This window comes from Absiella sp. AM09-50, assembly GCF_003433845.1.
GTDB classification, from domain to species: domain Bacteria; phylum Bacillota_I; class Bacilli_A; order Erysipelotrichales; family Erysipelotrichaceae; genus Hoskinsella; species Hoskinsella hominis.
Genome location: NZ_QVFI01000017.1, coordinates 66,104 through 85,959, shown reverse-complemented (window position 1 = coordinate 85,959; position 19,856 = coordinate 66,104). Strand labels below are relative to the sequence as shown.

Here is a 19,856-nt window from a genome sequence, read left to right as displayed (position 1 = left end):
TTATGAATCTAGAAACTCAATGTCATGAAGTCCTCCTTTGGACATATCATTGATTGCTTGTATTACTCCATGATAGACTTCTTTATCATGTTCATAGACTTTAATATCAAGTACCTTACTTGTTAAATTGATTGCATAAAATCTGCCATTTTGATATGCTGTTTTTATCAGATTTTGTCGATTTATAACCTTACATTCATCTACAACTTTCATGGCTTTACAATCAAATGCATAATATGTTGTATCATCATTTAAAACGATGTAATGATCTACGAGCTGATTATTAATACTATAAATATTCTTGGTCGGAAGCTTTGTTTTTTGATTAATCGCGCTATTTTCATCAAATGACAACATATACATATTTTTAGTTTTCTTTTCAGATGCTAACACAAACAATTGTTGGTTCATAACATAATAGTTCATATATTCATATTGATTATCCAGCTTCGCAACTTTTTCTGCAATCAGCTTATCATCCTTCGTCATCACTTTATATAAATAAACATCTCCACTGACATTACCAGAGTTATTTGGGATAAAATAATATTCATGGTCTTTTATTTTCTTTAATGTGTATGTGAAGTGTTCATATGCATTAGGACGTATGATTGATAAATTACTTGTATCGTTGTTTATGATCGTTTTTTCTTGATAGATTTGATATCCATTTTTTGATACATCCTTTAAACCTGTTTCTAAAATAAATGAATTAAATGAAGAGCCACTTCCTGAAATTCGGTAGTTTATATTTACTTCATCTATATCTCTTCGATATAATTTACAATCATCCTCTGAACAAGCAAAGGTATCATCCTTGATTTCTTTCCATCCATCATTATTTTTATCATCATAAACTGGTTCTTGGTCTGCGTAAAGGATTTCCTCATGATCGTTATGATTTACAATTTGATAAGTCACTTCTTGATTCTTATAAAGAACATCTACTGCTTTTGGTGTATTAAAAGTAACCTTCATTGTGATATCATTTAATATATCTGAATTCCCACTCATCGTATGAATTTTAAAGTCTGCATGCGTGTATACATATTGTAAAGAAACATATCCCAGCAACAATAATACAATGGATGAAATGATAAAGTATTTTGTTTTTTTCATCATGCATTCCTCCTAACTCTTAGCCATTTTGCCAAGAAGTAATAATTCATACATATAAACAAGAAACACATCATAATCATTACCCAGTTTTGAAACTGAAGAACACACAACACTGCAATGATACCCATTCCCAAATTTAATAACGCAATCCCAGTTTTAGACCAGGCATGTGAGCAAAATGTATAAAATACGATAAGCATTGCCAGCATGTTTAAAACGATTAGCATTGCTAGAAATCCCTGTATTTGAATAGGTGCCAATACAGAAAGCAAAGGATTGTTTATCACGGTAAAGAATAAGGCATTTACAGAATATGCTGATTCAAAAATCCACATAGAACAAATCCATGATAAATAACAGGTCACAATCAACATGAATAATGATGATGACACAAATATTAGTTCACTCCATAACAAACTATAACGCTTGATTGGTAATATTCTCATTCTTTGATATGCCCCATCTGCCACAATGCTTTTCATTCGTTTATCGTGTATGATCAAAATGACTGCGAGCATTATCACAATAAGTATCGTCCATAAAAATTCATCCATATCCAAAAGGAATGTTCCTAATATAAATCCTATTATATAAGTGATACATAATGGCTTTAGTGATTTTGCACATGTTTGTTCAATTAATTGGAATGTTTGTTTCATATGGGTGCCCTCCTTTCTTTTTATTCTAAATTCGCAGATACATCCACATAAGAATAGTTCGTATATACTTGTGAATCTGTTTTACTCTCTAACTTCATAAGTCCTCTATATAATTCTTTATTTCCTTTTATTGCGATGATTTCCATATTTGTATAGGATACATTCGTTTCTTCCAAATAGCCATATATTTTTGCCACAAAATAGAATGTGTTATCTTTATATAAGATATCTTCATATCTAAAGCTTACATTTTTATTATTATCTGATTTTTCAACCATTTCTAGACTACATTGATCTAAGATCTTCATTGTATCCATATCCACGATATAACAATTATCTTCATCCATAATACTGATGATATGATTATGGATAAATATATAATTAATCCTCTTGTCAGATAATTTTACTTCCTTAAGGAAGTTTCCTTTTTCATCATACTTTTGAAAATAATAATCACCTTGCTTTTTCACAATCATATATAGCTTATGATTGTATGTGTAAAGTTTTAATTCCTTTTGATGTTCAGGCAGGCTCGCTAGTTCTTCATAATACGCTTTTTCATCTTTTATATAAATACGATAAATATGACTGGTTCCTTTGGTATACGCATCACGATATGGCACAAAGTAGTAATCATCCTGATCTTGTACGATAAGATTAGTATTGTTATTTGAATAAGCATATATATTATCTTGATCATGTAAGTCCTGAAGCCTATAAATAGAATTTGTACTTTCATCATATAATTCTTCTATGATTTCATAATCATCATTGGAATACATCGTAAGTTCAGGATTGATGGTTATGTTCATAGGATGATAATTCTGATTATTATAAACAGCCAATCCAGTAGGTAAAAAGATTGTATAAACCATGTCTGCTTGTGAAACTGTTCTGTTCTTATATTTATCTTGTTTCTTCCATTCACTATTGGCTTTTGCGTTTTTGTAATCTATATATACACTTACAGAATCATCAAAACTGAGATCTTTCATCATCTTTATATTGCTTTTTTTATCAATATTGGTATGCATATTTCCCTTTTCAAATGTAAGACTCGCATGTGATGAATTTTCATATCTTTGTGTATTAATTTTCATATTCACTTTAATATTCTGTAAAGCAGATACATCCCCATGAATTGTTTGATATTCCAAATCAGGTTGATGATAAAGTATCGCAAATGTAATTGTACTCATTAAAATCAATACAACTGAAACAATCATAAACACTCTTACTTTTTTCATTTTGATTGCCTCCTTACGCCAAAGGCTGATTTCAATAATTGATAAGCGATAAACCCTATCATCATATAAATAAGCATTAAGATAAAGCTTCCAAACAAATATTCCATAAAAGTAACAATGACAAGAATAAATAATAAGATAACAGAAATACCACAGTTTTTACTATCCAAGGCGATTGAAACATGAAGAAATGTAAATACAATCGTTATGATACATACAACAATGATCATCATCACCAAGTGTAATAAAGAAAATGGCATAAAGAAGAATGCTGCCTGATGATCTAATAGATATAACCAAAATGTATTACCCAGAAAGTGAAACTGATCTTTGATGGGAAGATATAAAACAGCGATTACCAGTTGCTGTACAACAATCAATAACGCATAGGATACACCGGTAAAAAGTAATTCACTGTGTAAGAAAGATTTTCGATTCATAGGAATTAACCGTATTCGATTGATTGCGCCATCTTTGATTAAACTATTCAGACGATGTACATGGATACGATTGACAGCTATAAATCCAATAGCCATCAGAAAATAATAAACCAAAGCATCTGAATTAGGATTCATTAATCCAAGAGTGCATTGCACAATTAATAAAATGATATAGATAATACATAAATGCTTGACACTTTGATCACAAGTATTTTCCATATATTTAAACATTTCTTTCATAATTTCCCCTTTCTGTATTATATCCATAATACACCTCATATACAAAAAAATTAATCTTCCCAATACTTTGTCAGTAATGCGATCACTTGTTGGAAGTTCATTCCACTATTTTTACAGTTTTGTATAAATTCTTTAATATCTGATTCTACAAATTCATTTCGTATCTGGTTTATAATTTCATCATTGACCACAATCACGCTTTTTACATTGCTGATGGTACGAATAATACCTTCTTCTTCTAGCATTTTATAGGCTTTTTGAACAGTATTTGGATTGATGGATAACTGTGTAGCAAGTTCTCGACGACTTGGTAATTCCTCATGATCTTTAATTTCATTCATCAGGATGCGCTGTTTCATGTAACGACATATCTGAATATACACTGGCTCCTTCTTATGCAGTTCCATTGAGTGAAAGGATATCATCATACCACCTCCTTCAACTGTATTATGGCACTAATACACTTAACTGTCAATAGAAAGGAAGATTATTTATGATATTAAACAAAATATCATCATGGGGATGTTAAAAGTAGAGTTTACACAAAATGTTATACAGAAACCTTGATTTTCATTTTATTTTAAACACTTTTCATTTGTATATGATAAAATTTAGATATTATTGAAGGAGGATATAATGATGTCAGAATGGAATGTTAACCAATACACATTATTTGAAAAACAAAGAACGCAGCCTGCATTTGATCTTGTGAAGCGTATCAGCGATTGCACTCCACATAGTATTGTTGATATTGGATGCGGTCCTGGAAATAGTACAGAAATTTTATATCATCAATTTCCTGATGCAAAAATCATAGGGATTGACAGTTCTCAAAATATGATTGATAAAGCGAGAAACCGATTTCCTGATATAGATTTTTATACTTGTGATGTGTTAGATTTAAAAGGAACATACGATTTGATTTTTTCTAATGCCTGCCTGCAATGGGTCCCAGATCATCAGACCCTAATTCCTTTTTTGATGGATCACTTAAGCGATCATGGTGTATTAGCTGTACAAATGCCATATAATTATGAAGAACCTTTATATAAAATCGTAAATGAAGTAACTTCTGATTCAAAATGGGGATTTGATAAACTACAGATTGAGCATAATGTAACGCTGGATTCACGTTCCTATATTGAAATTTTATCCAAATGTTGCACAGAATTTGATATATGGGAAACCAAATACTTTCATTTACTGCCTAATCACCAAGCTTTAATTGAATGGATCAGAAGTACAAAAATCAGACCATATCTGGCAAAACTTGATTTTGAAAAAGGAATCGCTTTTGAGAAAGAGATATTAGACAAAGCGATATCTGCATATCCACCGACAAAGAACGGAGATATTATTTTTGGCTTTAGAAGGTTGTTTTTTAAAGCTTATAAATAATTTATGAAGTAAGATATTTCATTTACATACCACGATTGTTGTGTATAAAAAAATCCATCATTTAGATGGATTTTTACCCTATAGAATTGATAATTGCTCTTGATAATAAAGGCACAATCTGATTTTTCCTAGATAAGATATCCTCTTGGAAACTATGCGTTTCCCCCTCTTTATCAGGGAATGCTTCCACAACTGTTTTTTCAAGTTCTCCAGATGCATAGAAGATAGAACCATTTTCAAGGATACTTGTAAATGCCACAACTAATAAATCTAATGCTTTCGCATTCACAAAATCATGCATGGCTGCTTTTAATTCTGTTTCTATTTCTCTTGCTTCAGATACCTGATAAGCGATAATCTGAGCAATAGCCACAGCTTTTCCATCAATTTCAAAGCGTTTGATATCCTGATTTAATAGCTCATCCATTGATTTATTGGAGATGTTGCTGCTGACTTTAAAGATTTCTTTCGCAAATACATCAATATCAAGTTCTGCGATATCTGCTAGAACCTTTGCCATTCCCATATCTTTTTCTGTTGTGGTTGGCGATTTAAATTTCAATGTATCTGAAATGATAGCCCCCAGTAGCAGACCAGCAGTTTCTTTTGGAATACTCATCTGATTTTCCATATACATAGAAGTAATAATGGCAGCCGTACTTCCAATAATTTCATTACGGAAGAAAATAGGACGGTTTGTCGCAATATCACTAACACGATGGTGATCAATGACCTCTAATAAATCAGCTTTCTCAATACTTTTTACAGATTGGGAATATTCATTATGGTCAACTAAGATTACCTGCTTATTGTGTTGATTCAGGATATGATAACGAGAAACATAACCGCAAAGCTTGTTGTCATCATCTACGACTGGATAACTGCGATATCTTGATTTCAACATTTTCTTTCCAACTTCATCCACAAATTCGTTGATATTGAAGCTGACAAGATCCGTTTTCATAATCAGTTTCACAGGTGGTGCAAAGAACAGATAACGTGTTGTATTCATTGTTCCATGCCCTGATCGAACAATTGGACAATGGAACTGTTTTGCCATTTCTAATACTTCATCGGCAATTTCTTCTGTCCACACAACCACTAACATTCCTGCGCCTTTCGCAATGGCAGTAATCTGTGCATCCTGATCATTTCCTACAATTACCATACGATCTTTTAATTCATAATTACGAAGGCGTGTTTCCGCAATCGCAATGATACTGACTTTTCCATTAAAATGACGCTTAGGATCATCATATATCACAGAACCATTAATTGTTTTCGCAATATATTCTGTCGGCGTTTCTTTCAATAATTTAATAGACAATGCGGTATCGCCCAAACCAATAGTTGCGACATCAGAACGAGTAACCATACCCATCAATTTCCCTTGTGTGTTCACAACACCAAATGACTGCTTATTCTCGGATGTCATAAGCTCTAATGCTTCTTTGATGGTCGTTGTTGGCGAAATTGTTAATGGATCATCAATTTCTATTTCATCAAGTGTAGCTCTGGCATCTTCAAACAGCATTGGTTTTTCAATATGGAATCGATCTAATAAATATTGTGTTTCCGCATTGATATCTCCTAAACGACATGGAATTGCATGAACGCCTTTGCGTTCTTTAAACTGTGCATAAGCAATCGCAGAAACAATCGAATCTGTATCTGGATGGCGATGTCCAGTTATATAGACAGTTTTATTTTTTTTCATGGCATCTACCCCTTTTAGTACGTTTTAATTATAGCGAAGATGATAAAAAAAGCAATTCATATTACTAAGAAGTTTTTCAAATTTGTCATGAATGAAAGATATCTTCCATTTCATATCAAATGAACTTCCATATTTTGATAATTTTCCCATGATTACAAAGGCATGAGATTCATTATAAAAAGGATTGAATTGACATCAATCCCATTAATCTTAAAACCAATAATCTTCTGGACGTTCTCTACAAGGTGTCCTTCCACTTACTGAACATACATTGGCTAGACCACGATCACCGCTCCATCCACAACCCCATGAGAAATCTGCGCCGGAATTATTAAAATAATTAATTGCATCCGCAACACTCATTTTCCCAAGATTAAACAACTCCACATGCGCATGTGGACCACTGACATTTCCACTTGCCCCTGTTCTGCCAAGCAGCTGTCCTTGTTTAACCTCTTGTCCTGCATGAACCATAAAATCTTCATGTGCCATATGTGCAAAACTAACAGCATAAGTTGTTCCATTAACCTGTGTAAGGAACATAATCGTATTCGCTCCACCTAATGGCCAGCCAATCATATGATTCAGATACCCATCGTATGTTCCATAAGGGTTTGCGGCAAACAAGATGATTCCATCCGCAGGTGCCACAATGGCAGAACCTACACCAACGCCAAAATCAACGCCTAGATGTACACCACCGCCAAAGCTTGCAGGATAATACCAGGTACCGGCAGATAAGCCCCCATTAATTGGACTCATCAAGCCATTGCTTGTATGATGAATTGTTCCACCACTTCCACTATTCGTGGAATTTTCTTTATTATAATCAATTTTCTGTGCTACAGATGTATTAATATGTATCATATTATTCTGTAAAACTGAGGCATCCGCCTTCACATTACGCACTTTTTCATATAAATCCGCTTCCTGTTTACGATATTGATTTAACAGTTTCTCACGACTTGCTTTTAACTTTTCCTGACTTTTCTTATTCTTTTCATTTTCAACTTTCGCATCTTCTTCATTCTGTTTCAAACGTTGTTTTTCGTTCTTATCTAAATTTAATTCCTCTTTTTCTTTTTGAATTTTTTGAATCTCAATCTGATCATTATCCGTGATCTTTTGAAGTCCTTCTACCTTACGAATCAAATCCATTAAATCCTTTGCGCCCATTAATATTTCAATATTTTCATTCGTACCAACATGTACCTGATCATTTACCATTCTGCTCTTGATCAGCTTATCTCGTTCCTCAATATTCTTTTCTTTTATTGCGATATCTTTATCAAGTTTCACAATCTGACCAGCAATCTTTGAAATTGTCGCTTCATTTGCTGCGACTTGCTTATCTAAATCTTTTATGATATCACTTTGTTGATTCACCAGTTTTTCTAATTCATCAATATTATCTACAACTTTTGCGCTCTGATTTTCTAATTTACCAATTTCATTTTCTACATCGGATTGCAATCCCTGGTAATATTTTTTAAACGCTTTACAAGCTTGTGCCTCTTCCTGTGTTTCCTGGGAAATAGAACATTTGCTTAACCATTCATCTTCATTTCCAGCAAAATCATAAGCATATATATGTGATGTACCCAAACATACAAACAAACTCAATCCTGTCACAACACAAAAAAACTTTTTCTTCATCAAAACACTCCTTTCTAATTTATGTATTTCTTTTCTTCTTTATTATATCACTAAGAAAAAATATAAAAAGACTACAATTTCTGTAGTCCTTTACCTTATAAATTCAACATCCTTTGTAGACAGGAAAATACATGCTTATCATGCAGGGTCTTTTCAATACGGATACACCCACGACGATAAGATCGTATCTGTTTCTTACGGTTTGCGACCATGAACACGGGTAGAAATGTTGGATTACAATATTTCAATTTCCTTGCTTCTACGCCATCATGTATTGATGTGCCACCTACAATTCGACATGCATAAACGTATTGTTTATCATTCATGGAGGGTCGTAAAAATTCTCCAATCAAATAGTCAATTTCTACATCACATCCAGTTTCTTCCTTAACTTCACGCAAAACACATTCTTCCAATGTTTCCCCCTTTGCCTGACGCCCTCCTGGTAAATCCCACAAAGGAAAATCTTTTCTTTTCACTAGTAAAATATCGTGTTTTTCATCTTCTATCACCGCAAAACATCCAACTGTATTTCTCATATCACATCACCCGGCTATTAGTTTAACACTTGTGAAGTGCCTCTTTCTTAAGTTTATATTACGAAATATGAACAGTTTTGAAATATTATGCGAATGAAAATTAAAGGTATAAAAATAAACTTATGTATATCATCTTTAAGATAGGATATTTTTTATAGTTGTATAATTTTACATATCTATTCAAGAATATAAATATATAAATCTTAATTTTCGTTCTTATTTGAGAACAATGATTCAATTAAAGCGTTCTAAAATGGAAGTGAGGTGATTCTCATGATTGAATGTAAAAAATATCTTCAGCAAGTGACGTACAGTCGATCTAAAACAAAAGTTCTTTTGGAAAAGTTAGTCAATGAAGGTATTGTAAAAGTTGTTGGCACTGGGAAGAGAACAAAATATCATTTATAATCTTAATAATAAGCATTTCAATAGTTTTCCTATTTTATACAAACTTTTAAAACAATTTGATTAGTTTCTCCGTTTTATACAAGCTTTCCAAAAAAACTATCATCTATCAATATACTAATATCTGTCATAATTCAAAGCAAAACTTTCACTTTATGAAATATGATGTGATCAAGAAACAAGATTAAGTTTCATAAGATTCCTCTGTAAATATTCTGATCACTTGAATCCATGTAATAAAAAATCATAGATATTCTGATGAATAATGCCATCTTTTGACATATCAAAAGAATCCGTTGATAAGACATATTTAGGACAATTATCTTTTATTGGTGTAAATGCATCAAATTCTCTATCATAAGTTGATTTACCGTTTTTATCTTTATCTTCTTGATTCAATATATAACAAACTTGAATATATTTCTTATCTTTGCCTCTTTGCGCGATAAAATCAACTTCTCCTGCATATGTTTTTCCAATATAAACTTGATATGCATTTGCTTTCAGATAGATATAAACAATATTTTCAAGCGATGAACCAATGTTCATTTGATGTTTTTTGATATTTGCAAAGCCTAAATCTATCGCATAGTATTTTTCATAGAACGATAATATTTTCTTTCCTTTAATATCATATCGCTCTACTTTTTGTATGAGTAACGCTTCAGCTAAATAATCGAGATAACGATATACGGTTTCTGGCTTTACTGATTTAAAAGTTTTTCCTAAATGAGTTACAACATTATTTGTGGAAAACAATTGTCCAATAGAATCAAATACATAATCTATTATTTTTTCTAACAAAACTATGTCTTTGATATCAAATCTCGTAATAATATCCTTGTATAGAATAGAATGATATACATCTTGTATATAGCTAGCCCTTGTAAGTTCATCATTCATTTCAAAACGTTGTGGTAGTCCTCCCCATTTCATATAATCTTGTAAATAGGATTGCAAATTTGCATGTTCCATATCAACATCATAATATTCTATCATCTCTTTAAAAGAGAATGGAAACACTTCAAATTCTATATATCTTCCGGTTAATAACGTACTTAATTCTTTTGATAATAATTGTAAATTTGATCCTGTTAAAAAGATACTGCAATCATACTTTGCTCGCAATGAATTTACAGTTTTCTCAAATTTCTCTATATTCTGTATCTCATCAAACATTAAATAATAGCGCTGATCATCTTTTATTTTATCTTCTATAAAATGATTTAGATCTTTATATGTTTCAATTTCATCATAATCTAAAAATTCAAAGTTTAAATATATGATATGATCTTCTTCGATTCCCTGATTCAACAATTCCTCTTTTATTTGCATTAGCAAATAAGATTTTCCAGATCTTCTCATTCCAATCAAAACCTTAATTAAGCTTGAATGATAAACTGGACGTATCCTTACTAAATAATCTTCTCTTACTTTATGTATCCTATCCTAATTATGAAAAAAACAGCCAATTAATTCAACTGGCTGTTTTTTTACTAATCTTCTTCATCCTCATCATCAAATGATGGCAATTCAATTTCTTTTAATACCATATTTTGCGTTTCTAAAATATGCTTTTTTAATTCATCCATAGAGTTCATTGTATTTCTACTGAATATCAAATCGATCAATAAAGGTAGTGATAATCCGGTATATGCTAATATCGGTGTTCCTTTTAACATTGTTTTCAATAACGCATTAAATGGTGTTCCTCCATAGATATCGCATAATGCCAATACTTGATCATTTTCCTTCATCAGTGTTTGATACGCTTCCACAATTTCACTTTCCAAAGTTTCTAAGGATTTATCTTCTGTAAGTGCTAAAGCGATGATTTGTTCCTGTGGTCCCGCAATCATTTCTGCACTGCCTAAAGCTGCCTTTGCGAATTCTCCATGACTAATCAATATCATCCCAACATTCATAGATTAAGCCTCTTTCAATAATGCTTCAAAATCAACATCAGAATCTGTTGGTGCCATCTTAGCATTCAATTTAACACCTTTACCTGCTAGATATAAGAAATCTTCGATATCCTCTGGTGTACAGGCCACAGATTTTTTAATTGTTTTGGTATTTTGTTTACCACCCATATTTCCTACATTGATTTCTTCAAAGTGATAACCTAATTCTTCAATTTCACGTAATGCATGAGGTCCTTTCGCAATGATAAACACTCTTTCTCCTTCATATTTATTTGCTTTCAGATTGTCCGCAGCTCTTTGTGTTGTTAAGATAGACAATTTACATTGTTGTGGGCAAACCATTTTCAGTGCTGCTTTATTGACTGCATCTTTTACAACATCATTATCCACAATCATAATTCTTGTTGCTTTGGTATGCATACTCCATAAAACCGCAACCTGTCCATGAATTAGTCTTTCATCAATACGTACATTCACGATATTCTGCATAAGTTTTCCTCTACTTTCCTAATGATACATAATCATCTTTATTTTTACTACTTGCCTGTAAGCATTCTTTTTTATTGACCTTATATTCCTTTTTCACAGGAAGCTCACCATATAATAATGGATCATTGGTATCCTTCATATGTTGATCAAGCTTATAAGATAATGTCTTTTTAATTTCTGCATATGCTTCATCATTGACGACATTATTGCGTTCTCCTGGATCATAAACTAAATCATATAAGGCTTCTTTATATTTTAATCTGTCCTGTAAACCATGATCCATAAAATAATCCTTTGTTAAGGATTCATCTATATTAGACAAATTCATGTGTAAATATGTTTCATCATAATATCGAATCAGTTTATGTGTTTTACTGCGGATACAACGAATAGGCTCATAAGAGGTATGGAAGTTTACTTCTGCATATACTTCATCTCTATGTGCATACGTTTCATCTTCAAAGTTTTCCACAAAAGATATTCCTCTCAACCATGATGGCTTTGGCAAATGTAACAAATCGCAAAGTGTTGGGAATACATCTATATGTGATACCAATTCATCTACTACCTTTCCTTTCGTAGTAGAACCTGGTACACGCATGATAAGCGATACGCCAATGCCACTATCAAATAGTGTACACTTACTAAAAGGATTTGCCAAGCCATGATCTGTTGTAAACAAGATGATAGCATCATCATACATATCATTTTCTTTTAGTGCCTGTATAATTTTTCCCACACATGAATCTGCGGATTTCGCAGATGTTAAGTATCTGGCATAATCCAATCTGGTTTGTGAATTATCTGGTATTGGATATGGAGGTTTACATTGATTCACATCAATATCTGGATCTATTTTATCTGGAAATCTTCGATGTGTCGCATACATACCAAAGGATAAAAATAAAGGGTTTGTTTTGTCATACTGATTTAAATAGGATACTGCCTGATCTGCGTTTTTTTGATCCCAATATACTAAATCTTCCTGACGATATCCTTGAGGACTGGTTGTAATATCTTCTTGATATCCCAATGCCTTTGATCCATCTTCATGATCTAAATACCATCCTGCCTCATGCTGGATACCACATAATACGCTATGATAACCATGCTTATTTAGATAAGGAACAAGATGTTTGTCATAATCTAAAGTAAACCCTCGCTGTGCTAGTCCTAACATACCATTTTCATGTGGATAAAGACTTGTTAACATGGAACAACGTGATGGTGAACAGGTTGGTGATACACAATATGCCTGTCGAAACGTCGTAGCATCCTTTGCAAGTGCATTTAAATTTGGAGTAGAAACAGCATAGCCATATGGTCCAAGTACTCTTCCTGAATCATGTGTATGAATATATATTACGTGCATTTAATCACTTCTTTCTTATATAGATAGGTGATGACCAAGCACAATCACCATTTTTCTGCCACACACGCAAGCGATAGCAACAATCTTCTTCTACCTGAATTTCTTTTTGATAATCAAGTGTATAGGCTTCTTCCCATGCGAAACGATGTACTTTGAATTTGTATGCATTATGCCACCATGGGTCATCACGATAATGTTCTATATCGCCCCATGTATCTTTTGTAAGCTGTTGAATATCATCCCATAAGGCGAATACTTTGCTATGTTTTAAAAGCTCTTCCACTGATAATTTATATTCTTTACCATCTATCATCAATGTAATATATCCATCTTTTTCTGCTTCTACTTCAAAGATAAATCCTTCAGTTGTGACATTGCTTGGTCCCATCCATTTTCCACTTGCGGTTGATTTATATGTTGTTAAATCAAATTCACAAGAATGCTCATCTACATTGTATAATTCTTGTCCAAAGTTATTCCAGCATTTTTCTATACTTAACAGCTTTCCATTGCCACAGTCAAGTTTTCCATGCCATAGTTTTTGAAAGATATCTTTATAGACTCTTGTATCTGGTCCCCATCCAAATTCTATGTGGAATTTAAAACGTACGGTTTGTGGTATTTCTTTTAATTCCCATGTACCAGAATGAACAACCATTTCATCTAAGATATTTCCTTTTAATATTTCTACACGATCAATGGCATCACTGCCTTCAATATGCATCTTCAATACTGCTTGATCTGTAATCACTTCTCCACCCATTGGTATATCATTGATTGTAAAGTCAACGCCTATTCGGCTTTGACTGACACCATAAACACGGCGATTGATAAAAGCATCCCATATAGCTTCTTTACTGTTATCTTTTGCAAGTACACACATAGAGCCATGTTCAAATACACCTGGTACACCATGATTATCACCAGCTGCCATGATACCTAAATGATATCCTTTTTCAATACCACGTTCTAATGAGGTTTCTCCAGTTCTTGGTCCCATATGGATATGACGATTCATATCTAATGGTCCATCATCACTTTCACTACAGCCATGACTAGAATAGATTTCCACAAATGGTGAGAATGTTTCATTGTGTGTTTCCCAGTTCTTTCCACGACTGCCCAGCTGATAGGCGATATGATGGGGGATCCCAATAGCGGATACTCCTTCATAGCTTTTTACTAATTCTTCATAACGAAGTGGATGATGCATTTCCTGTTCATTATCAAGAAAGAACACATTGTGATCTCCATCTTTACCGCTTCCCTGCCATTCGTATCCCATGAACATTGGAAAACCTTCTGCATTTTTTTCTTTCGTGAATGTACGAATATATTCCCAGTCTTTTTGAATATCTTTATCTTCATGTATATCTTCTACTGCAAGTCCTGATGACGTCATTTTCATATAGAAAGGGTAATAGGCAAATGGCCAAAAATCCATTGTTTTTTTAATCTGATCATACCAGTGGGGTAAATCATTGATTTGTTCATGGTGCAGATTGCTATGCATATCTGTCCATAGTTTCTTGTATTTCATTGGATAACCTCCCTGTTATCTTTACATGATACCAAAGCCAACCATCACTGCTGCGAATACAACAATGGCAAGTATAATTTTAATTGCTGACCAATTCTTTTTATCTAATAAATACCATGTGATTAATGTTACAATCAGCGGTAATAATGCTGGCATGATTTTATCAAAAATCTGTTCCTGTAATACAATAGACATATCACCACTTACGAATTTATATATGATATTTGCTTTCACTGTTGTAGCGGCTACACCACCAATAACCATTAAACCTAAAATATTCATTCCAGTTGTTAATTTTTCAGTTAATTCTTTGTTGTTGAAGAAGGTATTTGCAGCATCAATTCCAAGTTCATATCCTTTACGGAATGTGAATAACTGCCATGCAATAACTGTTACCAGCCATACAACACAGAAGAAGATTGGTCCAACTGGATTTCCATCCGTTAAACATAAACTCATCGCAATACTTAGTAAAATTGGCTGATAAGTACCAATCAATAAGGAATCACCAATACCTGCAAATGGTCCCATCAAAGCATTCTTTGTGGAAACAATCAATTCTTCACTTACATCTTCACCAGTCGCTCTAGCTTCTTCCATGGCAACGATAATACCTGGAATAACAGCACCAAATTGTGATTCTGTATTATAAAACTGCATATGACGCTGTAAAGCTTTTTTATGTTCTTCTGGATCATTTTTGTATAATTTATCAATAATTGGCACCATGATATGACAGAATGCAAGACCCATCATACGTTCAAAGTTTTGTGTTGCCTGCATGAAGAAAATATTTCTCCAAGCTGCACGTTTAATATCTTTTTGATCTAATAATTTACCGGTTGTTTTATTCTTCATAGCAATCGTCCTCCTCTACTGCTGCTGATTGTACATTTGTGACTACCTGTGGCTTTCCTTTTGCCATAACGAAGATGAATGCAATACCAATTGCAAAGATAGCAAGAGCTGTAACTGACATTGTCGTAGATCCAATCAATACCCATCCCATCAGGAATAATACGATCATCCAGTTCTGTGTTAATGATTGTTTTAACAACATCGCAAATCCAATAGCAGGAAGCATTTTACCTGCGACTTCAAAGAAATGAAGGACAATTGCTGGAAGATTATTTAATAGTGCTTCTGTCACAGGAGTTCCTAAGTAACAAATCAATGCTGCAGAACCAAAACGTAAGATGAAACTTGGAATTGCTGCACAATATGTTGCCATTTGTACACCACGACTGTTATTTGCTGCCGCTGCTTTATCGCCCCAGTGAGGGAAATAAGCGTTTATGGTCATAATGAAGTTAAACATTCCTAAACCTAACATACTTAATGGTACAGCAAGTGCAACTGCTTCTTCGCCACTTCCTCCTGCGGCTAAAGCCAATGGAATACCAATATAAGCTGCCCAGTTTACATCAGCTGGCATTGCACCACCCGGTGTGATCTGTCCAATAAATAATGCCTGTACCATCGCACCAGCGATAACCCCATTTTTTACATCCCCCAAGATGATACCACAAATTAATCCTGCAACTAATGGACGACCAATCATATTCCATCCACCTGTTACCCCAAAGAACCAAGGTGTACGTTTCGCACCAAGGTAAGCAAATAGCCCAATCAAAAGAGCCTGAATTAAGTTCATATACTTTCCTCCTCGTACCTGTTTACCAGGTCAACTGTCTACATTATAAAACCGCTTACATGAATTGTAAATACCTTTTATTAAATTTGTATTATAATTTGTATTAAATGTATTATAACATTTCGCTTTATAATACATTTTTTCCTCATATACAAAAAAAGTGACATGATAATCCTATGTTTATACTGGTATTTCTTACTGAAATGTATTATCATATGAATAGACAGCATATGATTTGTATTTACAATTAGGGAGATGATGATATGCCAAAAGATTCAAATATACCTCGCTACAAAGTGATAGAAAAAGATATATTAGATAAAATCAATTCACAATATTATAAAATCAAAGAAACCATTCCAACTGAAAAAGAACTTGCGGATGAATATCATGTATCCAGAGTTACAGTAAGGAAAGCCACAGACTCTCTGGTTATGAAAGGCTTATTAAAAAGGGTAGCTGGTTCTGGAACATATGTACAGGATTCCCCTGCCCATCAAAAGTTTCCTCGCCAAATTGGGTTCACAAAAGAAATGGAAAAGCTTGGCATGAATGCCAAAACAGAAGTGAATTCTTTTTCTATTACCAAGGCAGACAATTATATCGCTAAACTTTTAAAGATATCGGAAGGCGATATGATTTATTACATCGAACGAAGCCGTTATGGTGATGATCTGTTACTGCAATTTGAAATATCCTACATGCCGGTAAAATATTTTCCTGATTTAAGTATCAGCTATCTGGAAACATCAAAATATGATTATATAGAGAATGTAAGAAACATCAAAATCAATTATTGCCATCATCAGGATTTTCCTATCCTGCCAACGCCAACGATGGCAGAAGCTTTTCATATTGATACAAATACACCCATTATGAAAATCATCAATACCACCTATTCTACAGATAATGAAATCATTGATTATACCATTCAATATTTAAACTCACCAAATTATCAATTGAATTATATTCGTACAAGATGAAATATATTATAAAACATCACGATTACAATGAGTAATCGTGATGTTTTCAATGTATTTGAAATCCTTTAAATTTGTATATATTCAAATTAAATCTTACATTCTTCTATAATCCCCATCACATCCATGGATGCATAGTTATCCATACTGATTACCTGAATGAGGATATTAGGATATGTATTTTTTAATTCATTCTCACAATAGCGAATTTGTGGTGCCAATAATATCTGAGATATTTCATCATTTATTGCCAATTGTTCTATACCCATGGAAATAATTTCGGTTTCCGGCAATGCTTCTTGAAGTTTTTGGGCGATTAAATGAGCGGACATCCCATGGATACATAAAAGTATGATTTTTTTCATTACTTCATATAAGAGGTTTCATTAACCTCATCTATATGATATTGACCATTTTCATAAGTAATCTTTGTGATGGAACAATTATCCAAGCCATTTTCCAATGAATCTGCGACTGCAGGATCAATAGTATACAAGATACCTAGAATGGTCATACCGTGTGTGGAAACCAAAACATTATTTCCTTTATTTGTGTCATCTGCTACGATTTCATCTAACACTTTTTTTGCACGTTCTCCAAGGATATAGAAATCTTCTCCGCCTTCTTTTTTCCAGCCTTCTTCAAATCGTAAATCAATGTCATCTCCCCAAAGCTTTTCTCCTGGCTCTCCTTCTAATGTCCCAAAATTCATTTCTTTTAAGCCTTTATCATAATGCATGGGCACATTGCGATCATTTAAAATAATTTTGGCAGTATCCACAGCACGTTCACTAGTGCTGGTATAAGCATTACTGAATTCAATATCCTTTAAACCCTCCCCTAGTCTTGCGGCCATGTCTTCACCTTTTTCTGTAAGAGGAGAATCACACCATCCTTGTGCTTTGCCTGTTTCATTGAATAAAGTTTCTCCATGTCTTGTGATATATAAAGTTACCTTATCATCTTTTGGCTTATTAGATGCACAGCCAAATAATGTTGTGAATGCAATCGCACAAGCCAATCCACTCATTAATATTTTATGTTTTCTCATTTACTTTTTCTCCTTTTTTCCACGAATCATTGTACAGCCAACAATCACAGCTACAACCGCAAATGCGCCTATTAAGATACCATAATTATCAAAGAAATCTGGTTCTACATAATCGGTTTTCTGTTTTGTTTGTTTTGATAACCATTCAAAGATAGTAACTGGTTTGTTATCTATCATCACAGGTTCTCCTTCATAATCCAGTTTTGGATCATTGTTTAATGTATAAATCCATGAATAATGGGCGTTATACATATAAGGTGCACCTTCTGCGTCTTTGTATTGATTACTCTTATCAATAACAGCATCATATAAAGAGAAATGTACATTTGGTGCTCCTGCTTCTATTAAACGTTCATATGTTGGAATGGATGTATCCGCAACCATCGCCAATGCATCAGAACTAGCATGCGTAAACCACATTGGAATATGTTTTATTTTTTGAATATCTTCATCTGTAATAAATGCATCATACATTGCATCACAGATTGGATATGCTGCCGCAAAATATTCTGGATAACTCATAATCATTCGCATTGTCATGAATCCACCATTTGAACATCCACCGATATAAATTCTTTCTGTATCAATATCATCATTATTTTTCACATAGGTATCAATTGTATCCATCAATGCTCTGGTATACATACTGTTTCCATCCTCTGTCATAGAACCAGTGCCGTTATCTAACCAGAATGTTGGACTTTGTGGCGCAAGTACATATGCGCCTTCAAAATAAGACTGGATTGGGTCTTTCGCAAGATTTGTTACTTTATTACCCAGTAATACTAAATCCGGATCTTCACCGCCTTCACCCATACCATGTAGCCAGATAATCAAAGGATTTTTCTTATCATCCTGTTTAGGTGAATAATTGGCATATTGTAATGTAATATCGCCAAATTCTTCATCTGTATAGGTGTGATCACCTTTATCAAACATATCTGCGCCTTCTTTGATACGATTGATTTCTTTCTTCCATGTATCTCCATTTTTTGATGTGATTGTATAGGTCACATCTGCCCAGCTATTCGCAAATGCTTCCATATCAAAATAGAATGGATTGGTAAAGGTATCATCCGGATGGATGGTTAATTCAATGGTTGTATAATTTCCATCATCACTTTTATTTCCGGTTTCATCACTGCGATATACTTGATTCACAAGGACTTCTCCCTGATCATTTATTTCTTCCCCAGTAGAAGCAACTGCTTTTTTTACCGCTGTCACTTGGAAATCACCTTGACCACCTGCAGTATAAGGAATTACCAGCTTTGTGACTGCTGGTCCCCAATCTTCTCCTTCAATGATTGTGATATAGCCTTTATCTTTTGTTTCTTCTGCTTGTATATGCATCGGCATGATCAACATTCCAGCTGCCAGTGCACATATCATTAGTTTTTTCATATAATATTCCTTTCCTTTTAT

Annotated in this window: 20 protein-coding genes; 2 read left to right on the top strand and 18 right to left on the bottom strand. The window is 33.4% G+C overall.

From position 1 onward, the window contains the following. Genes DW114_RS14135 through DW114_RS14115 form a run of 5 tightly spaced genes read right to left on the bottom strand, consistent with a single transcriptional unit; the run spans window position 1 to window position 4,133 of the window. Window positions 1–1,119 (bottom strand): hypothetical protein, encoded by a 1,119-nt coding sequence (locus tag DW114_RS14135; RefSeq protein WP_147322633.1) that lies wholly within the window; start codon window positions 1,117–1,119, stop codon window positions 1–3. Further along, a complete protein-coding gene (locus DW114_RS14130; RefSeq protein ID WP_117454382.1) occupies window positions 1,119–1,778 on the bottom strand; it encodes a hypothetical protein in 660 nt (219 codons plus the stop codon). The genes DW114_RS14135 and DW114_RS14130 overlap by 1 nt, the downstream gene beginning before the upstream one ends. 20 nt (window positions 1,779–1,798) lie before the next feature. Beyond that, window positions 1,799–3,025, bottom strand: a complete 1,227-nt coding sequence (locus DW114_RS14125) for a hypothetical protein (protein ID WP_117454381.1) — start codon at window positions 3,023–3,025, stop codon at window positions 1,799–1,801. After that, window positions 3,022–3,732, bottom strand: a complete 711-nt coding sequence (locus DW114_RS14120; RefSeq protein ID WP_117454380.1) for a hypothetical protein — start codon at window positions 3,730–3,732, stop codon at window positions 3,022–3,024. Before DW114_RS14120 ends, DW114_RS14125 begins: the two co-directional genes overlap by 4 nt. A gap of 23 nt (window positions 3,733–3,755) precedes the next feature. Further along, a complete protein-coding gene (locus tag DW114_RS14115; protein WP_233509573.1) occupies window positions 3,756–4,133 on the bottom strand; it encodes a GntR family transcriptional regulator in 378 nt (125 codons plus the stop codon). 193 nt (window positions 4,134–4,326) lie between these two features. On the opposite strand from DW114_RS14115, the gene DW114_RS14110 reads away from it, so the two are divergent. After that, a complete protein-coding gene (locus DW114_RS14110) occupies window positions 4,327–5,103 on the top strand; it encodes a methyltransferase domain-containing protein (protein ID WP_333559255.1) in 777 nt (258 codons plus the stop codon). 73 nt (window positions 5,104–5,176) lie between these two features. Here DW114_RS14110 and DW114_RS14105 read toward each other — a convergent pair whose 3' ends face one another. The 10 genes from DW114_RS14105 to DW114_RS14060 all read right to left on the bottom strand — a co-directional run bounded on the left by DW114_RS14105 (window position 5,177) and on the right by DW114_RS14060 (window position 16,400). After that, window positions 5,177–6,820, bottom strand: a complete 1,644-nt coding sequence (locus tag DW114_RS14105) for a putative manganese-dependent inorganic diphosphatase (RefSeq protein ID WP_117454378.1) — start codon at window positions 6,818–6,820, stop codon at window positions 5,177–5,179. A gap of 210 nt (window positions 6,821–7,030) precedes the next feature. Then, the gene (locus tag DW114_RS14100) at window positions 7,031–8,476 is read right to left on the bottom strand and encodes a murein hydrolase activator EnvC family protein (protein WP_117454377.1); all 1,446 of its coding nucleotides are present in this window, start codon (window positions 8,474–8,476) and stop codon (window positions 7,031–7,033) included. 95 nt (window positions 8,477–8,571) lie between these two features. Further along, window positions 8,572–9,015 (bottom strand): NUDIX hydrolase, encoded by a 444-nt coding sequence (locus DW114_RS14095; RefSeq protein WP_117454376.1) that lies wholly within the window; start codon window positions 9,013–9,015, stop codon window positions 8,572–8,574. Window positions 9,016–9,639: 624 nt separating this feature from the next. Further along, a complete protein-coding gene (locus tag DW114_RS14090) occupies window positions 9,640–10,794 on the bottom strand; it encodes an ATP-binding protein (RefSeq protein ID WP_255411917.1) in 1,155 nt (384 codons plus the stop codon). Between the two features lie 122 nt (window positions 10,795–10,916). Further along, window positions 10,917–11,345 carry a PTS sugar transporter subunit IIA gene (locus tag DW114_RS14085; protein WP_117454374.1) on the bottom strand — a complete coding sequence of 143 codons (429 nt, stop codon included), beginning with the start codon at window positions 11,343–11,345 and terminating at the stop codon, window positions 10,917–10,919. Window positions 11,346–11,348: 3 nt separating this feature from the next. Further along, a complete protein-coding gene (locus tag DW114_RS14080; protein ID WP_117454373.1) occupies window positions 11,349–11,834 on the bottom strand; it encodes a PTS system mannose/fructose/N-acetylgalactosamine-transporter subunit IIB in 486 nt (161 codons plus the stop codon). A gap of 10 nt (window positions 11,835–11,844) precedes the next feature. Continuing rightward, window positions 11,845–13,206, bottom strand: coding sequence for a sulfatase (locus DW114_RS14075; protein ID WP_117454372.1), 1,362 nt, complete (start codon window positions 13,204–13,206; stop codon window positions 11,845–11,847). Window positions 13,207–13,210: 4 nt separating this feature from the next. Further along, a complete protein-coding gene (locus DW114_RS14070; RefSeq protein ID WP_199483597.1) occupies window positions 13,211–14,746 on the bottom strand; it encodes a hypothetical protein in 1,536 nt (511 codons plus the stop codon). A 21-nt stretch (window positions 14,747–14,767) separates the two neighbouring features. Beyond that, complete coding sequence (locus DW114_RS14065) at window positions 14,768–15,604, bottom strand: PTS system mannose/fructose/sorbose family transporter subunit IID (protein ID WP_117454371.1); 837 nt, start codon at window positions 15,602–15,604, stop codon at window positions 14,768–14,770. After that, window positions 15,594–16,400: a PTS mannose/fructose/sorbose/N-acetylgalactosamine transporter subunit IIC gene (locus tag DW114_RS14060; RefSeq protein WP_117454370.1), complete on the bottom strand. Its 807-nt coding sequence runs from the start codon at window positions 16,398–16,400 to the stop codon at window positions 15,594–15,596. The genes DW114_RS14065 and DW114_RS14060 overlap by 11 nt, the downstream gene beginning before the upstream one ends. A gap of 263 nt (window positions 16,401–16,663) precedes the next feature. Here DW114_RS14060 and DW114_RS14055 point away from each other — a divergent pair, with 263 nt between their 5' ends. Beyond that, window positions 16,664–17,383, top strand: coding sequence for a GntR family transcriptional regulator (locus tag DW114_RS14055; RefSeq protein WP_117454369.1), 720 nt, complete (start codon window positions 16,664–16,666; stop codon window positions 17,381–17,383). An 86-nt stretch (window positions 17,384–17,469) separates the two neighbouring features. On the opposite strand, the gene DW114_RS14050 is transcribed toward DW114_RS14055, so the two are convergent. From DW114_RS14050 to DW114_RS14040, 3 genes are read right to left on the bottom strand one after another with little or no spacing between them, the layout of a single operon-like run. Next, window positions 17,470–17,745 (bottom strand): PTS sugar transporter subunit IIB, encoded by a 276-nt coding sequence (locus tag DW114_RS14050; protein ID WP_117454368.1) that lies wholly within the window; start codon window positions 17,743–17,745, stop codon window positions 17,470–17,472. Next, window positions 17,745–18,431 (bottom strand): histidine phosphatase family protein, encoded by a 687-nt coding sequence (locus DW114_RS14045; RefSeq protein WP_117454367.1) that lies wholly within the window; start codon window positions 18,429–18,431, stop codon window positions 17,745–17,747. The genes DW114_RS14050 and DW114_RS14045 overlap by 1 nt, the downstream gene beginning before the upstream one ends. After that, entirely contained in the window at window positions 18,432–19,835 is a 1,404-nt protein-coding gene (locus tag DW114_RS14040; protein ID WP_117454366.1) for a prolyl oligopeptidase family serine peptidase, read from the bottom strand. Window positions 19,836–19,856 lie beyond the last annotated feature (21 nt).

Coding starts and splice junctions, on each gene's coding strand:
- DW114_RS14135 (WP_147322633.1), bottom strand. CDS start 1,119: ATGAAAAAAACAAAATACTTTATCATTTCATCCATTGTATTATTGTTG.
- DW114_RS14130 (WP_117454382.1), bottom strand. CDS start 1,778: ATGAAACAAACATTCCAATTAATTGAACAAACATGTGCAAAATCACTA.
- DW114_RS14125 (WP_117454381.1), bottom strand. CDS start 3,025: ATGAAAAAAGTAAGAGTGTTTATGATTGTTTCAGTTGTATTGATTTTA.
- DW114_RS14120 (WP_117454380.1), bottom strand. CDS start 3,732: ATGGATATAATACAGAAAGGGGAAATTATGAAAGAAATGTTTAAATAT.
- DW114_RS14115 (WP_233509573.1), bottom strand. CDS start 4,133: ATGATGATATCCTTTCACTCAATGGAACTGCATAAGAAGGAGCCAGTG.
- DW114_RS14105 (WP_117454378.1), bottom strand. CDS start 6,820: ATGAAAAAAAATAAAACTGTCTATATAACTGGACATCGCCATCCAGAT.
- DW114_RS14100 (WP_117454377.1), bottom strand. CDS start 8,476: ATGAAGAAAAAGTTTTTTTGTGTTGTGACAGGATTGAGTTTGTTTGTA.
- DW114_RS14095 (WP_117454376.1), bottom strand. CDS start 9,015: ATGAGAAATACAGTTGGATGTTTTGCGGTGATAGAAGATGAAAAACAC.
- DW114_RS14085 (WP_117454374.1), bottom strand. CDS start 11,345: ATGAATGTTGGGATGATATTGATTAGTCATGGAGAATTCGCAAAGGCA.
- DW114_RS14080 (WP_117454373.1), bottom strand. CDS start 11,834: ATGCAGAATATCGTGAATGTACGTATTGATGAAAGACTAATTCATGGA.
- DW114_RS14075 (WP_117454372.1), bottom strand. CDS start 13,206: ATGCACGTAATATATATTCATACACATGATTCAGGAAGAGTACTTGGA.
- DW114_RS14070 (WP_199483597.1), bottom strand. CDS start 14,746: ATGAAATACAAGAAACTATGGACAGATATGCATAGCAATCTGCACCAT.
- DW114_RS14065 (WP_117454371.1), bottom strand. CDS start 15,604: ATGAAGAATAAAACAACCGGTAAATTATTAGATCAAAAAGATATTAAA.
- DW114_RS14060 (WP_117454370.1), bottom strand. CDS start 16,400: ATGAACTTAATTCAGGCTCTTTTGATTGGGCTATTTGCTTACCTTGGT.
- DW114_RS14055 (WP_117454369.1), top strand. CDS start 16,664: ATGCCAAAAGATTCAAATATACCTCGCTACAAAGTGATAGAAAAAGAT.
- DW114_RS14050 (WP_117454368.1), bottom strand. CDS start 17,745: ATGAAAAAAATCATACTTTTATGTATCCATGGGATGTCCGCTCATTTA.
- DW114_RS14045 (WP_117454367.1), bottom strand. CDS start 18,431: ATGAGAAAACATAAAATATTAATGAGTGGATTGGCTTGTGCGATTGCA.
- DW114_RS14040 (WP_117454366.1), bottom strand. CDS start 19,835: ATGAAAAAACTAATGATATGTGCACTGGCAGCTGGAATGTTGATCATG.